This window comes from Pseudomonas sp. 102515 (assembly GCF_031085165.1).
GTDB lineage: Bacteria > Pseudomonadota > Gammaproteobacteria > Pseudomonadales > Pseudomonadaceae > Chryseomonas.
This window is the reverse complement of sequence record NZ_JAVHTY010000002.1, coordinates 111,987-126,171: the sequence shown is the minus strand read 5'-3', so window position 1 is coordinate 126,171 and position 14,185 is coordinate 111,987. Positions and strand designations below refer to the sequence as shown.

Sequence of the window (14,185 nt, the reverse complement as noted above, 5' to 3'; positions counted from 1 at the left end):
CTTTCCGGGCGCCTCAACGCCCCTGGAGTCCTGATGCCCACCCCTACCCTCGCTGCCGCCCAATCCGTTTCGATCGCCGGCGACCTCGCCGCCAATCTGCGCACCCATCTGGACTTCATCGCCGCGGCTGCCGATGCCGGGGTAGAGCTCCTGCTGTTTCCCGAGTTGTCCCTGACCGGTTATGAACCGACCCTGGCGGCAGCGCTGACGCTGGAGGGTGCCGATGCACACCTGCTGCCCCTGCGCGAGGCCTGCCGCGTGGCCGGGCTCACGGCCGTGGTCGGGGCGCCGGTCCAGGGTCCGGCGGGGCTGCAGATCGGGGCACTGATCCTGGGCGCCGATGGCAGCTGTCGCGTCCACACCAAGGAATACCTGCATCCGGGCGAGGCGCCGCCCTTCGTGCCCGGCAATGGCGGGGACTTGCTGGAGGTGCGGGACCTAAAGGCCGCCCTGGCCATCTGCGCCGACAGCAACCACCCGGCCCATGCCGATGCCGCTCGCGCCTGGGGCGCCGACCTCTACCTGGCCTCCGCGGTGATCGGTCCGACCGGCTATCCCGCCGACAGCGCCCGGTTGGCCGGCCATGCCCGGCGCCTGGGCATGCCGGTGCTCATGGCCAATCACGGCGCGCCCACCGGCGGCTATGCCTGTGTGGGTCGCAGCGCCTTCTGGACGGCCGATGGCCAATGCCCGGTGGCGGCGCCGGGGGATGGTGCCTGCCTGGTGATCGTCCGGCGGGTGGCGGGCGACTGGCAGGGTGAAGTCCGCGCCTTGCCGACCTGATCCGCGCTGGGAAACGCGCTGACTGCAAAGCGGCCAACAGGTCACGTCGCGACTCCGCTAGCGAATTGATATCCCATCCCTTCCTGCGACTAAAGGTCACCCATCAGGCGCCGATAAGGCTCTGACATCCCTGTTCAGAACACCGCCAAGGATGCCTTTCGCAGCGTGAACGGCGCTGTAACCGCAGGAGCGACACCATGGCCTTGAACACCATCCGGACCCGCTACACCCTGATCTTCCTCGGCTTCATCGGCGCGACCCTCGCGGCCACCGTCATCGGCATCCGCCTGTGGGTGACCCCGGATCTGGTCGCCGCCGGTGAATCCGCCGTGCTCACCCGCGTCAACGAGGTGGGCACCCGCATCTATCGCGAACTCAACCAGATCCAGGCGCAGCAGCGCTCCATCACCCAGACCGTACCGCTGCTGGACAGCGCCGCCATCGACCGGGTACTGCCCGGCCTGGTGGATCAGTATGGCGATGCCAAGGTGTTCGGCGGCGGCATCTGGCCGCTGCCCAACCAACGTGAACAGGGTCGCGACAAGTTCAGCACCTTCTATCACCGCGATGCCAGCGGCAAGCTGATCGTCAACACCCACTGGAACTCCCCCGAGTCGCTCAACTACTGGGAGCAACCCTGGTTCCAGGCTGGCCTCAAGGGCCCCGCCGGCCAGTGCGTCTGGGCCGCCGCCTACAAGGACGCCGCCAGCGCCGAGCCGCGCACCAACTGCGCCATGGCCATCCAGCGCGACGGCAAGGCCTTTGGCGTATCGACCATCGACCTCACCCTGGGCTTCTTCAATCCCCTGGTGGACAGCCTACGCAAGGAACTCGACGACACCGACATGATGATCGTCGAGGCCGACGGCAAGATCCTCAGCAACCTCAGCGAACTCGGCGATTCGCAGATCCTGAACAACGTCTCGACCTATGCCGCCCGCTCGCCCTTCGTCACCGCCATCCAGCAGAACCTCGGCAAGCTCAAGGGCGAGGCCGTGGTGCGCGACACCTATGTCGACGAGCACGGCACGCCCCACACCTTCTTCCTGCGCCCGCTGGCCGGCACGCCCTGGCTGCTGGCCACGGCGCTGCCCACCTCGCTCATCGCCGCGACCAACACCGGCATCCTCAAGACCCTGGCGGCGATCCAGCTGCCGCTGGTCCTGCTGCTGGTGGCCGTCATGGTGCTGGCGCTCGGCAAGCTGATGGGCCGCCTGGGCCTGCTGCAACGCAACATCGAATCCCTGTCCGCCGGCGATGCCGACCTGACCCGGCGCATCCCGGTGCACGGCAAGGACGAAGTGGATGCGGTGGCCGGCGCGGTCAACGGCTTCATCGGCTATCTGCAGCGGCTGATCGGCGAGGTGGGCGACGCCACCGACCGCATCGACACCGGCCTCAGGCAACTGCATGGCCAGGCCCAGCAGAACGGTGCCATCCTGGCCCGCCATGCCAGCGAAACCGACCAGGCGGTGACCGCCATCACCGAGATGAGCGCCACCTCCGACTCCGTGGCCCGCAGTGCCAGCGATACCGCCACCCTCACCCAGGCCGCCAACGGCCAGGCCGAGCGTTCCCGCGCGGTGGTCCAGCAGGCCTCGGCCAGCGTCCTGGCCCTGGTGGATCAGGTGGAGGACGCCACCCTCAAGGTGCAGGCCATGCAGAGCGACGCCCAGCGCATCAACGACGTGCTCGGGGTGATCGGCGAGATCGCCGGTCAGACCAACCTGCTGGCGCTCAACGCGGCCATCGAGGCGGCCCGGGCCGGCGAGCAGGGGCGTGGCTTCGCGGTGGTGGCCGACGAGGTCCGCGCCCTGGCCGGACGCACCCAGCAGAGCACCGCCGAGATCAACGAGATGCTCAGCCGGCTGCAGCAGGGCGTGAGTTCCGCGGTCGCGGCCATGGAAGTGACCAAGACCAGTTGCCAGAGCACCGCCGAGAAGACCCGTGAGGTCACCGACGGCCTGGACGAGATGAGCGGTTCGGTGGTGCGCATCAGCGACCTGTCGACCCAGATCGCCGCAGCCGCGGAGGAACAGAGCGCGGTGGCCGGCGAGATCAACCAGAACATGGTTGCCGTGCGCCATATCGTCGACGACCTGGTCACCAGCGGTCAGCGCACCGCCGAGAGTACCGCGGCGGTGCAATCGTCCAACGAGCAGCTGATCGCGGTGGTGCGGCGCTTCCGGGTGAAGTGACATTACCTGCGCGACATGAAATAGCCGGGCACTGCGCCCGGCTATTTCGTTTCAGAACCTGCTCACGATCTCGCGAGCTAGAGACAAACAAGGCGAAAATGCCTGAAGCAGCGGAGTTTACGAGTGGTAAATGAGCATTCCGAAGGCATTTTCAACGCAGTTTGGCCGACGCGCAGCAGATCGTGGCCAGGTTCTCAGCCCACCAGATGCAGAAAGTGCATATGACGTTCGTACTGGTCGAGGATGTCGCCGATGACGTCTTCGCGCGACCAGCCCATGACGTCATGGTCCTGGCCGCCTTCGCGTAGATAGACCTGGGCGCGGAAGTACTTGCGCTCCTCGCCCGGCTCGCTGCCCATGACGAAACTGGGCATGGCATAGGCGTGGGGTCTGACCTGGTAGACGAACTCAGGTTGCTCGGCCGGACCGACATACAGCCGCACCCCGCCGTCCTCGCGGTCTTCCACGCCGCAGACATAGCCCTGCTTGCGCCATTCCTCGGCCACCGCCAGGCAGGCCGGCTTGGCCACCTCGCCGATGAAGCGCACCACATGGCTGCGCCGCGGGAACATCGCCAGGCCGCGCAGGCGGCGCTGCCAGCCGCCCGGCGTACGGGTGGTGGGCGGCGTCAGGCTCAGCGACTGATGGCGCAGGCCGCGCTTGGTCGCGTCCAGCTTCAGGGCCTTGAGCAGGCCATGCATGCTGAACAGCAGGGCGAGGGTGAACGGCAGGGCACTGGCGATGGTGGCGGTCTGCAGCGCCTTGAGGCCGTCCGCGAGGAGCAGCGCGATGGCCACCAGGCCCATGCTGGCGCCCCAGAAGACGCGCTGCCAGACCGGCGTCTGGTCCTGGCCGCCGGAGGCCAGCATGTCCACCACCATGGCGCCGGAATCGGCCGAGGTGACGAAGAACACCACTACCATGACGATGGCGATCAGCGAGATCACGCTGGCGAAGGGGAAGTGCTCCAGGAAGGCGAACAGCGCCAGGGAGCTGTCCTGGGACACCGCGGCGGCCAGGTCGGTGATGCCCTCGGTGAGGATCATGTGGATCGCCGTGTTGCCGAACACCGTCATCCACAGCAGGGTGAAGCCGGCCGGCACCAGCAGCACGCCGGAGACGAATTCGCGGATGGTCCGGCCGCGCGAGATGCGCGCGATGAACAGCCCGACGAAGGGCGACCAGGCCAGCCACCAGCCCCAGTAGAACAGCGTCCAGCCGCCGATCCAGTCGGTGGGTCGATAGGCGTTGAGATTGAGGGTGCGGCTGACGATCTCGCTGAGATAGCCGCCGGTGTTCTCGACGAAGGTCTGCAGGATCAGCACGGTGGGGCCGAGGATGATCACGGTGAGCATCAGCAGTACCGCCAGGCCCAGGTTGAGCTCCGACAGCCGCCGCACGCCCTTGTCCAGCCCCGAGACCACCGAGAGGGTGGCCAGCGCCGTGGTGATGACGATCAGGCCGATCTGCACCGGGGTGGACACCGGCACGCCGAACAGCACGTTGAGCCCGCTATTGATCTGCGACACGCCGAAACCCAGGGAGGTGGCGACGCCCAGCACCGTGCCGATGATGGCGAAGATGTCCACGGCATGCCCGATGGGGCCATGGATGCGTTCGCCGATCAGCGGATAGAGCGCCGATCTCAGGGTCAGCGGCAGGCCGTGGCGGTAGCTGAAGTAGGCCAGGATCAGGGCCACGATGGCGTAGATCGACCAGGCGTGCAGGCCCCAGTGGAAGAAGGTGATGCGCATGGCCTGGCGTGCGGCATCCACCGTCTGGCCATCGGCATAGGGCGGGTTGAGAAAGTGCATCACCGGCTCGGCGACGCCAAAGAACATCAGGCCGATGCCCATGCCGGCGGAAAACAGCATGGCGAACCAGGTGGTGTTGGCGTAGTCCGGTTCGCTGTGGTCCGGGCCGAGCTTGATATCGCCGTAGCGACTCATGCCGAGAAACACCACGGTGCCGAGGATGATGGCCACGGCGAGGATGTAGAACCAGCTGAGGTTGGTGATGATCCAGCCCTGGATGGCGGCGAACAGCCACTGGGCGTTGGCCTGGAACAGGCTGGCATAGAGCACCAGCACCAGCAGCAGCAACGTGGAGGTCCAGAAGACCGGGGGACTGAAGGTGGGACGAGCGGCGGATTCTCCCTGGCCGGTCATAGAAGGGCTCCTGTTCATGAAGTGCGCACAGGTTGACTGCCCTCGGCCGTGATCGTTTCGCTGGCGGCGCTCATTGAACGGCGCATGCCGCAGGGCGAAACCCGCCTGATCGTGGCGGCGCTAAGGGCCGGGTGCACTATCCGTGGCAGACACGACAGGCGGTCTGGCCAACCCAAGAAACCAGCGCGCCGGCGCCATCCCGAAGGCCTGGCGGAAATGTTTCGTCATATGACTCTGGTCGTAGAAGCCGGCCGCCACGGCCGCCTCGGCCAGCCCTAGACCCAGGCGCACCTGCAGGCGTACCCGGTCGAGGCGGCGCAGGGTCAGGTAGCGATGGGGACTGGTACCGAAGTAGGCGCGGAAGTCCCGGGTCAGACTCCAGCGATCACGGCCAGCGCAGCGGGCGAGGTCGCCGAGGGTGACGGCCTGGTCGAGGTTGTCCTCCAGGTATTCGCGAGCGCGCAGCGCCGCGGCGAAATCGACCCGACCGCGACTGGGCCAGGCCTGGCAGACCTCGGCAAGGGTGGCGACCAGGCCATAGAGGGCATCGTCGCGCCCCAGGGCATCGGGGTGCTCGTCGAGGCTGGCGAACACCGCATCGGTGGCCCGCGCCAGGCGCGGGTCCTGGGAAACGCCCTCACGGTGGAAGGGCAAGGGTCGGCCACCGAGGATGTCCTGCACCAGGGCCGGCGGCACATAGAGCATCCGATAGCGAAAGCCGCAGGCGGCCCCGGCGCGACCGTCGTGGACCTCATCCGGGTGGAAGACCATGGTCTCGCCCGGCAGGCTGCTGGCCCTGGCGCCGCGATAGGAAAAGCTCTGCACGCCGGCCAGGGTACGGCCGATGGCGTAGGTGGCATGGCGATGGGGATCGAAGGCATGACCGCTGAAGAAGGCCTCGATGGACTCCAGCCGGTCATCCAGCGGGGCGTGGCGTACCCAATCCGTGGCGCCGGGCAATTCGATCTGGGTGCTCATGGCGACTCCTCCGGCGCTCAGCCTAGCAGACCGCGCCAGGCGTCGTGGAACAGCAGCAGGGCGCAGCCGACCAGACTCAAGCCCAGCACCCGATTCACCCCGCGCAAGCCACGTCCTTGCACCAGGTAGCGCCCGAGCAGCGCCCCGAGCAGGGCGTAGCTGGCCGGGGCACCGCCCGCCGACAGGGCCAGGGGCAGCGACCAGAGGGCGATCTTGCCCCCGGTTACCTGGGCCGCCGGAAACATCACCGTGGCGATGGGCAGCACCGCCAGCCAGCCCTTGGGATTGAGCCCCTGGATCAGCAGGCCGCGGGCGAAGGTCAGCCGCGTTGCGGCTTCCTCCGCATCCGCCGTCGGCGGCGCGGCCCGGGCGATGCGATAGCCAAGGTACAGGCAATAGCCACCGCCCAGGAGCGCCAGCCACGGCAGCAGCGCCCCCGAGACCAGGACCGCCCCGGCATAGCCCAGGGCCAGAAACAGGATCAGCATGGCGCAGCCTACCCCGGCATAGAAACCCAGCGCCCGGCGGGCCTGGCCGCGCAGACCGGCGTTCAGCCCCAGGGCGTTGACCGGGCCGGGGCTGTACATGACGCTCAGGGCATAGAGGACGATTTCCAAGGGGCACCTGCCAGGCTTCGAGAAGGAGACCCAGGCTAGCCAGCGCGCCCGGTCCTGGCTTGTACGTCTGTGGCTGAGGAGTCCATGCCCTCTGGCACTCGAACTCCGCCGGGGTGTGGCACTCTATCCAGGCCAAGGCCTGGAAGAGAAACCCATGTTCGGATCGCTGCGCAGTCGTCTGATGGCCCTGCTGCTGATGCTCGGCGGCATGGCCGTCGGGGTCGGCTGGCTGATGATCCTGCTGCTGCGCCAGTCGGAAAGCGCCCAGCTCGGCCAGGCCACGGTGGAAGCCGAGCAGGCCTGCCAGGCCATTGCCAGCAGCTATCTTTTCTACAGCAATGGCTGGTCCGGCCCTACCGCTGGCCTTGCCGATCCGGCCCTGCAGCGCGGTCTCGCCGGCGTAGCCAGTTTCGCCCTGCTGCGTTATCGCGGCATGGCCGGGGGCCTCTGGCAGGAGCAGGCGGGGCTCCTGGCCGATGCCAGTCCCTTCCCCCTGACCGCCGCCGAACGCCAGCATTTGGCCGATCTCTCCGCCGCGACCCTGGTCGAGGCGCGCAGCCTGAGCGACCGCTTCAGCGCGGACGGCGCCACGGTGCTGGTCGCCGCCTGCCCGCTGTCCGGACCCATTGCCGATCTGGCCGCCTGGACCCTGACCCGCCTGACCTTCGCCGAGGGCAGCGGCCAGCGCCAGCTGAAACTGGGCCTCGGTCTTTTGCTGCTGGCCATGCTCGCCGCTACCCTGCTGCTCGGCCGGCTCACCTGGCAGTGGTCGCGGCATGTCGCGCGGGTCGAGCGCGATCTGAGGGCCAGTGCCAGCCACGACCTGCCCACCCTCGCCCTCACCGGCGAACGCGAGCTGGATCGGGTGCTGGCGGCGCTCAACCAGGCCGGGCAGCGCCTGGCCCAGGCCCGGGATGAGGCCCAGCGGCTGACCACCCAGGTCCACGCCAGTGAACGACTGGCCGCCCTCGGTCGGGTAGCCGCCGGGGTCGCCCACGAGATCCGCAATCCCCTGGCCGCCATGCGCCTCAAGGCCGAGAACGCCCTGGCCGGCGATAGCGCCCGTCAGCAGAAGGCGCTGGACGCCATCCTGCTGCAGGTCACCCGGCTGGACAGCCTGCTGCGCCGCCTGCTCGACCTCACCCAGCCGCTGCACCTGCAACCCACTGCCATCGTGCTGCCGGCCTTTTGCCGCGAGGTGCTGGCCGGTCACGAAGACCAGGCCGCCCAGCGCGGCATCCGCCTGACCGCCAGGGTGGCGGTCGAGCAGGGCCATTTCGATCGCGACGCCCTGGCCCGCGCCCTGGACAACCTGCTGCTCAACGCCCTCCAGGCCGCCCCGGCCGCCAGCGAGATCCGCCTCGACGCCAGCCGGCGTGGCGACTGGCTGGTGCTGGCGGTGGAAGACGCAGGCCAGGGGCCGCCTGCGGAGTTGCGCGCCCAGCTCTTCGAACCCTTCGTCACCGGCCGCCCCGAGGGCACCGGCCTGGGCCTGGCCCTGGTCCGCGAGACCGCCCGCGCCCACGGCGGCGAGGCGCGCCTGGCCGAACAACCCGCTCCCACTCGCTTCGAGATCCTGCTGCCATGCCGACCCTGCTGATCATCGACGACGACGCCGGCCTGCGCGACGCCCTGGCGGAAACCGCCGCGGACCAGGGCTACCGGGTGCTGCAGGCCGAAGGGGGCGAAGCGGGCCTGCAGCGCCTGGCGCAGGAAACGGTGGACGCCGTGCTGCTCGACCTGCGCATGCCCGGGCTGGATGGCCTGGAGGTGCTGGCGCGCATCCGCGCCCTGCCCGAGCCACCAGCGGTCACGGTGCTGACCGCCTTCGCCAGCGCCGGCAACACCATCGAGGCCATGCGCCTGGGCGCCTTCGACCACCTCACCAAGCCCATCGGCCGCGAGGAATTGATCCGGGTGCTGGCCGGGATGACCGCCCAGCGCGGCCCGGCCAGCGCGCCACCGGTCGCGCTCGAGGGCCATACCCTGGTGGGTGGCAGCGACGCCCTGCGCCAGGTGCAGAAGACCATCGGCCGCCTGGTGGACAGCGAGGCCACGGTGCTGGTCACCGGCGAGACCGGCACCGGCAAGGAGCTGGTGGCCCGCGCCATCCACGAGCACGGCAAGAGACGCGGAGCGCCCTTCGTCGCGGTCAACTGCGCGGCCATCCCGCCGGATCTGCTGGAAAGCGAACTCTTCGGCCATGTGCGCGGCGCCTTCAGCGGGGCCACCGCCAATCGCCTCGGCGCCTTTCGCGAAGCCCAGGGCGGCACCCTCTTCCTCGACGAGATCGGCGACATGCCGCTGCCGATGCAGGCCAAGATCCTGCGCGCCCTGCAGGAACGCGAGGTGACCCCGGTGGGCGGCGCACCGGTACGGCTGGACGTACGCCTGGTAGCCGCCACCCACCGCGACCTGGCCCAGCGCGTCGCCAGCGGCGACTTCCGCGAGGACCTCTTCTATCGCCTGCACGTGGTGCCCATCCACCTGCCGGCCCTGCGCGAGCGGCGGGCCGACATCCTGCCGCTGGCCGAGCACTTCCTCGCCGCCAGCGGCCGGGTGCTGGCGGACGATGCCGCCGCCCTGTTGCTGCGCCATCCCTGGCCCGGCAACGTGCGGGAACTGCGCAACGCCATCCAGCGCGCCGCCACCCTGGCCCAGGGCGAGCGCATCGTCGCCGCCGACCTGGCCTTCCTGCAGGGCGAGGCACCGGATGAGTTAGCCATCGACGCCAGCTGGCCGGAGGAGACCCTGGCCGAAGCCACCGCGCGCCTGGAACGCCTGCTGATCGAGCGCGCCCTGCAGCGCAGCGGCGGCAATCGCGCCGAAGCGGCCCGTCGCCTGGGCATCCATCGCCAGCTGCTCTATACCAAGCTGAGTCGGCTGGGTCTGGGTGTCGGCGCAGACGACAGCCCCGTTTAGAGCCTATTCAAAGTCTCGCGAGCTAGAGACAAACAAGGCGAAAATGGCCGAGGAAGCGGACCGGGCTCGCGAACGAGTTTACGAGTGGTAAACGAGCATTCCGACCGGGCTGGCGACCCAGGGCATTTTCAACGTCGTTTGGCCGACGCGCAGCAGACTTTGAACAGGCTCTCAGGCTGTCCGCTTTGCCGACAGGCCTGTCCGCCAGCCGGACGCAATGCCTGGCCCGGATGGCCGCTATAAATCGCAAACTATTGATTTATATATAAAATAGAAGTTGGCACAGGCCCTGCTATAGCCTGATCGTCAACCACCGCAGGAGTCATCCATGCCTACCAAGACCCAAACCCTCGTGATCGGGACCTTCGCCCTGCTGTCCGTCAGCGGCCTCGTCCTGGCACAGACCGCACCCGCCGGCAGCACCGCCACCCCCACCGCTGCCAGCGCCCAGATTCCCACCCAGCAGGGCCAGCTCAAGCAGTTCCTGCTCAATCCCCGCGGCGATATCGACGGCCTGATCCTGGCCGACGGCACCGAGGTCAATACCCCGCCGCACCTGTCCGAGCAACTGGCCGCCACCTTCAAGCCGGGTGACAGCATCAACGTCGCTGGCCTGCGCGCCGCCAGCCTGCCGCTGGTCCAGGCGGTGTCCCTGACCAACGTCCAGACCGGCAAGACGGTCACCGACGAAGGCCCGGATCGCGTGGGCGGTCGCCGTCCGCCGGCACCCCCGGCACCTGGCGCCGAACGCGATGGCGACAGTCTCCAGGGCCAGATCGTCCAGCTGCTGCACGGTCCCCGTGGCGACGTGAACGGCGCCCTGCTGCAGGACGGCACCGCCCTGCGCCTGCCGCCCCATGAAGCCCTGCGCCTGCAGGCCCTGCTCAAGCCGGGTCAGAACGTGGCCGTGCGCGGCGAGCTGGTGGCCAATGCCCAGGGGCGTGCCTTCCGGGTCAGCGCCCTGGGCGCCGACGCCAACTCGCTGCAGACCCTGGACACCCCGCCGGCACCCCGCGGTCCCGGCCGTCTGCCGCCGCCCCCGCCGCCCGGCGTCCAGCCGGTCGCCCCGGGTGCCCAACCGCCGGCGCCCCCCGCTCCGCCGGCCGGCTGATCAGGCCAGCAGCCGCCGGGTCGCTTCGGCGATCCGGCGGCAGGCTTCCTCCAGCACCTCGTGCGAGGTGGCGTAGGAAACCCGGAAGTAAGGCGCCAGGCCAAAGGCCGAGCCTGGCACCACCGCCACCCCGCCCTCGTCCATGAGGTAGCGGGCAAAGGCCGTATCACTGTCGATCATCTCCCCGCCCGGCGTCCGCCGACCCAATACCCCCGCGCAACTGGCGTAGACATAGAAGGCCCCCTCGGGCCGCCGCGCCGATAGGCCCGGCACCGCGTTCAGCGCGTCCACCACCAGATCCCGCCGCTCGCGGAACAGCTCGCAGCGCTCGCGTACGATGTCCTGCGGCCCATCCAGGGCGGCGATGGTCGCGGCCTGGCTGACCGAGCAGGGGCAGGAGGTCACCTGGCTCTGCACACTGGCCATGGCCTGGATCAGCGCCTTCGGTCCACCGGCGTAGCCCAGGCGCCAACCGGTCATGGCATAGGCCTTGGAGACGCCGTTGATGGTCAGGGTCCGCTCGCGCAGCCGCGGCTCGAGCGCCGCCGGGGTGACGAAGCGAAAACCGTCGTAGAGGATGTGCTCGTACATGTCGTCGACCATCAGCCAGACCTGCGGATGGCGCAGCAGCACCTCCAGCAGCGGGCGATAGTGCTCCTCGCCATAGGCCGCCCCCGAGGGGTTGGACGGCGAGTTGAGCATCACCCAGCGGGTGCGCGGGGTGATGGCCGCCTCCAGGGCCGCGGCGGTCAAACGGAAGCCATCCTCCTCACGGCACGGCAGCACCACCGGCGTGCCGCCGAGGATCGTGACGATGTCGGCATAGGTCACCCAGAAAGGCGCGGGGATGATCACCTCGTCACCCGCGTCCAGGGTCGCCATCATGGCGTTGAAGATCACCTGCTTGGCACCGGCCGAGGCGGTCACCTCGTCCTGGGCGAACACCAGGTCGTTCTCCCGCGCGAACTTGCGGCGGATGGCCTCCTTGAGCGCCGGGCTGCCGTCGAGCACCGTGTACTTGGTCTGGCCGGCGCGAATGGCCTGGATCGCCGCTTCCTTGATGTGCTCTGGGGTATCGAAGTCCGGCTCGCCCGCACCCAGCACCAGCAGATCGGCGCCCTGGCGGCGCAGGGCGTTGGCGCGCTCGGTGATCTGGAGGATCTCGGAGACGCCCACGGAGGCGAGGCAGTGGGCGAGGTGCAGGGTCGAATCGGTGGCCATGACGGGGCTCCAGGCAGGACGAAGAGAGGTGCCGGAACCGTCCGGCAAGGATCGTCTCGCACTATCGAACCGCAGCCACCGGCCTTCAAACGCTATAAAGGACTCACGTCATTCCGTCGGGGCATGGTCTGGCGCCAGGTCGAGCGCTAGAGTGGCGACCATGCCCAATGCCCTCTCTCCCCTCGCCGCCTACCACCGCGCCCTGACCCAGGGCGACCGCCTGCCCGATGCCGCCCAGAAGGCCGCTGTCCTGCGGCTGGAGGCCTGCCACGGGGCGCTGCTGGCAGGCCGGCCGGCGCGCGGTCTCTATCTCTGGGGCCCGGTCGGGCGTGGCAAGACCTGGCTGCTGGATCTGTTCCACGCCAGCCTGCCGGTGCCCGCCCGCCGCCAGCACTTCCATCACTTCATGCGCTGGGTGCACCAGCGTCAGTTCCAGCTCGCCGGCACCCGCGATCCCCTGCAGGTGCTGGCCCGGGAACTCGCTGCCGAGGTGCGGGTGCTGTGCTTCGACGAACTCTTCGTCAGCGACATCGGCGACGCCATCCTGGTGGGCGGCCTGCTGCGCGCCCTGCTGGACCACGGACTGGTGCTGGTGGTCACCGCCAACCAGCCGCCCGAGCAGCTCTATGCTGGCGGCTTCAATCGCGAGCGCCTGCTGCCCGCCATCGCCGCGCTGCAGGCGCAACTGGATGTGCTGGAAGTGGACGGCGGCCAGGACCACCGCCTGCACGAAGGCCAAGCCGAACCGCGCTTCTGGGTGGACGACTCCACCGCCCTCGCCACGACCTTCGCCCGCCTCACCGCGGGGGAAGCCGTGACGACCGCGCCCCTGATCCTCGGCGAGCGTCCCCTGCCCGTGGTGCAGCGAGCCTCCAGCGCGATCTGGCTGGATTTCGCCGTGCTCTGCCAGGGCGCCTGGGCCACCACCGACTACATCGATCTCTGCACCCGCTTCCCCGCCCTGCTGCTGGGCAACGTCCCCTGCCTGTCCGGCGATCCGCGCGCGGGCCGGATCGCCCGCGGCACCGAAGACGGCGCGACGCGCGTCCTGGCCGGCGATCGCGAACTGCCCCGCCTGGCGCCCCAGGATGACGCCGTGCGCCGCTTCATCGCCCTGGTCGACGAAGCCTACGACCGCCGCCGCCCGCTCTACCTGGACGCCGCCGTGCCCCTGGATCAGCTGTACACCCGCGGCTTTCTGGAATTTCCCTTCCGCCGCACCCTGAGTCGGCTCAGGGAGATGCAGCAGGCGCGGTATTAGCCGTCGCGCTTCGCCCCGCGCTTGAGCACATAGCGCGGTCGCCGCTTGGTTTCTATGTAGATGCGGCCGATGTATTCGCCCAGCACACCGATGCCGATCAGTTGGACGCCACCAAAGAACAGGATGGCGGTCATCAACGAGGGATAACCGGGTACCCGGTTGCCGAAAGCCAGTTTCTCGAAGATCAGATAGCTGGCGTAGGCCAGGGACACCAGGGCGACGAAACCACCCAGGTAGGTCCAGAGTCGCAGCGGCACGGTGCTGAAGGAGGTGAAGCCCTCCAGCGCCAGATTCCACAGCTTCCAGCCGTTGAACTTGCTCGAGCCGGCACTGCGTGGCGCGCGCTCGTACTCCACCACCCGGGTGTCGAAACCCACCCAGGAGAGGATGCCCTTCATGAACAGGTTGCGTTCGGGCAATTCGCGGATGGCGTCCACCACCTCGCGACTCATCAGTCGGAAATCGCCGACGTTCTCTTCGATGGGCGTCTGGGCGATACGGTTGTGCAGGCGATAGAAGCCCTCGGCGGTCAGCCGCTTGAGCGGGCTGTCGCTGCTGCGATTGACGCGCTTGGCCAGCACCACGTCGGCGCCCTGCTGCCACTGTTCGAGCAATCGCGGGATGACGTCCAAAGGGTCCTGCAGATCCACGTCCAGCGGCACCACCACGTCGCCCGTGGCGTGCTCGATGCCGGCGAACAGCGCCGCCTCCTTGCCGAAATTGCGCGACAGTTGCAGCACCACCACTCGGGGGTCTTCTCGTTGCAGGTGCTCCAGCACTCGGGCACTGCCGTCGCGGCTGCCATCGTCGACGAACAACAGCTCCAGATCGTGCCGCGACAGCTCGGGATGGAGGCAGACCGCCTGGTAAAAAAGCGCGATGGCCAGCTCTTCGTTGAAGACCGGCACCACCAGGGAAAGCTTCAC

At 68.7% G+C, this 14,185-nt stretch carries 11 protein-coding genes and 1 pseudogene; 7 read left to right on the top strand and 5 right to left on the bottom strand.

Annotated features, from left to right (window positions below):
- Positions 1-33: 33 nt before the first annotated feature.
- The 3 genes and pseudogenes from RCF34_RS07585 (at position 34) to RCF34_RS22960 (ending at position 2,981) form a co-directional block, all read left to right on the top strand.
- Positions 34-783, top strand: coding sequence for a carbon-nitrogen hydrolase family protein (locus RCF34_RS07585; protein ID WP_308707633.1), 750 nt, complete (start codon positions 34-36; stop codon positions 781-783).
- Positions 784-980: 197 nt separating this feature from the next.
- A pseudogene (locus RCF34_RS22965) lies at positions 981-2,120 on the top strand (cache domain-containing protein); the annotation flags it as partial.
- A gap of 153 nt (positions 2,121-2,273) precedes the next feature.
- Positions 2,274-2,981, top strand: a complete 708-nt coding sequence (locus RCF34_RS22960) for a methyl-accepting chemotaxis protein (RefSeq protein ID WP_374941175.1) — start codon at positions 2,274-2,276, stop codon at positions 2,979-2,981.
- A gap of 194 nt (positions 2,982-3,175) precedes the next feature.
- Here the strand turns inward: RCF34_RS22960 and RCF34_RS07575 are convergent, their stop codons facing one another.
- The 3 genes from RCF34_RS07575 to RCF34_RS07565 form a co-directional block, all read right to left on the bottom strand.
- Positions 3,176-5,149, bottom strand: a complete 1,974-nt coding sequence (locus tag RCF34_RS07575; RefSeq protein WP_308707631.1) for a choline BCCT transporter BetT — start codon at positions 5,147-5,149, stop codon at positions 3,176-3,178.
- 120 nt (positions 5,150-5,269) lie between these two features.
- Positions 5,270-6,127, bottom strand: a complete 858-nt coding sequence (locus RCF34_RS07570; protein WP_308707630.1) for an AraC family transcriptional regulator — start codon at positions 6,125-6,127, stop codon at positions 5,270-5,272.
- Between the two features lie 17 nt (positions 6,128-6,144).
- Positions 6,145-6,744, bottom strand: a complete 600-nt coding sequence (locus RCF34_RS07565; RefSeq protein ID WP_308707629.1) for a LysE family transporter — start codon at positions 6,742-6,744, stop codon at positions 6,145-6,147.
- Positions 6,745-6,898: 154 nt separating this feature from the next.
- On the opposite strand from RCF34_RS07565, the gene RCF34_RS07560 reads away from it, so the two are divergent.
- The 3 genes from RCF34_RS07560 (at position 6,899) to RCF34_RS07550 (ending at position 10,777) form a co-directional block, all read left to right on the top strand.
- Entirely contained in the window at positions 6,899-8,344 is a 1,446-nt protein-coding gene (locus RCF34_RS07560; protein ID WP_308707628.1) for a HAMP domain-containing sensor histidine kinase, read from the top strand.
- Positions 8,329-9,666, top strand: a complete 1,338-nt coding sequence (locus RCF34_RS07555; protein WP_308707627.1) for a sigma-54 dependent transcriptional regulator — start codon at positions 8,329-8,331, stop codon at positions 9,664-9,666. The genes RCF34_RS07560 and RCF34_RS07555 overlap by 16 nt, the downstream gene beginning before the upstream one ends.
- Positions 9,667-9,994: 328 nt before the next feature.
- Positions 9,995-10,777: a hypothetical protein gene (locus tag RCF34_RS07550; RefSeq protein WP_308707626.1), complete on the top strand. Its 783-nt coding sequence runs from the start codon at positions 9,995-9,997 to the stop codon at positions 10,775-10,777.
- Here the strand turns inward: RCF34_RS07550 and RCF34_RS07545 are convergent, their stop codons facing one another.
- Positions 10,778-11,998 carry a pyridoxal phosphate-dependent aminotransferase gene (locus RCF34_RS07545; RefSeq protein ID WP_308707625.1) on the bottom strand — a complete coding sequence of 407 codons (1,221 nt, stop codon included), beginning with the start codon at positions 11,996-11,998 and terminating at the stop codon, positions 10,778-10,780.
- A 160-nt stretch (positions 11,999-12,158) separates the two neighbouring features.
- Between RCF34_RS07545 and zapE the strand changes: the two genes are divergently transcribed.
- Positions 12,159-13,259: a cell division protein ZapE gene (gene zapE, locus RCF34_RS07540; protein ID WP_308707624.1), complete on the top strand. Its 1,101-nt coding sequence runs from the start codon at positions 12,159-12,161 to the stop codon at positions 13,257-13,259.
- Here zapE and RCF34_RS07535 read toward each other — a convergent pair.
- Positions 13,256-14,185: a glycosyltransferase family 2 protein gene (locus RCF34_RS07535; protein ID WP_308707623.1), complete on the bottom strand. Its 930-nt coding sequence runs from the start codon at positions 14,183-14,185 to the stop codon at positions 13,256-13,258. The genes zapE and RCF34_RS07535 overlap by 4 nt on opposite strands.